At 55.8% G+C, this 955-nt stretch carries 2 protein-coding genes; one reads left to right on the top strand and one right to left on the bottom strand.

The genetic code is table 11. The features are described from left to right. Window positions 1-180: 180 nt before the first annotated feature. Window positions 181-519, top strand: coding sequence for a HalOD1 output domain-containing protein (locus DVK07_RS19670; RefSeq protein ID WP_121598526.1), 339 nt, complete (start codon window positions 181-183; stop codon window positions 517-519). A 29-nt stretch (window positions 520-548) separates the two neighbouring features. On the opposite strand, the gene DVK07_RS19675 is transcribed toward DVK07_RS19670, so the two are convergent. After that, on the bottom strand, window positions 549-955 hold a 407-nt coding region (locus DVK07_RS19675), incomplete at its 5' end, for a hypothetical protein (RefSeq protein WP_233565539.1).

Below are 955 nucleotides of genomic sequence, written 5' to 3' on the forward strand. Positions count from 1 at the left end.
CTTGTCGTAATATTGAAAACGCTGTTCACCTGGCAGCTCGACAACAATCGCGACTCGCAAGAGAAGTAGTAACTCAGATACTCACAACAACTCTATACAGACCCAAGTTCAATATGCAGAACCAGAAGCAATGGTAGTTGCCTCCGCTGTCGCTTCTTCCACGACAACTGGTGATAGCTAATGGATGACGACACGAACAAAGTTGACGACTCGGCGACCTCCGACCAGACCGACAGCACAGAGGCGAGACCACCAACAGTTCGTCATAACTGGACGGAGTCGGACCAGCCCAGTGTGATGGTGGTCGAAGCAGTTGCTGCAGCCACTGACCGGCCCACGACGGAGCTCCCACCGCTACAGAAAACTCTCGATGCGGATGCACTCGACGCACTTCTCAACGGACAGTCATCATCAGCAACGGTCTCTTTCCGGTACGCTGACACCGCCGTTTCGGTGAGCGGAAACGGAAGCATAGAAGTCCACGTCGATGGAGGGCCCAGCGAGGAAGACGACGGATAGGTTCTGCGGCCTATCGAGCGAATGAGCGATCAGGAGAGCGTCGGCGAAGTCTCTTCTCGGTGATCGTCGATGACCGCGAGCAGATCGAGAACGTCTTGGAACTCTCGGCCGCGATGCACGATCCCCTGATCGGTGTCGTACTCGATCACGTTCGCTTCCTGTAACTTCGGCAGGTGAATGTGGTGAAGCTCGATACCTCGATGTTCTACAGAACCGTTACCGTCCGGTTGGAGTGAATCCGCCCCTCGCAGGTGCTGTGTGAGTTGGTCGACAGTCATCCCGTCGGGTGTGTCAGCCACCTGGCGGAGGATCTGTTGTCGCTGCTGGTTGGTCAGCAGCTCTAGTGCTGTCTCGGTCGCTATCCGCTGTTCTGAGTTGGTCATGAGTAGTCCCACCATGTCCAGTCGGGACATCGGCTCGCAAGAACATGGACTAG

The sequence above is a fragment of the Halorubrum sp. Atlit-26R genome (assembly GCF_003666015.1).
In the GTDB taxonomy this organism is placed as follows: Archaea; Halobacteriota; Halobacteria; order Halobacteriales; family Haloferacaceae; genus Halorubrum.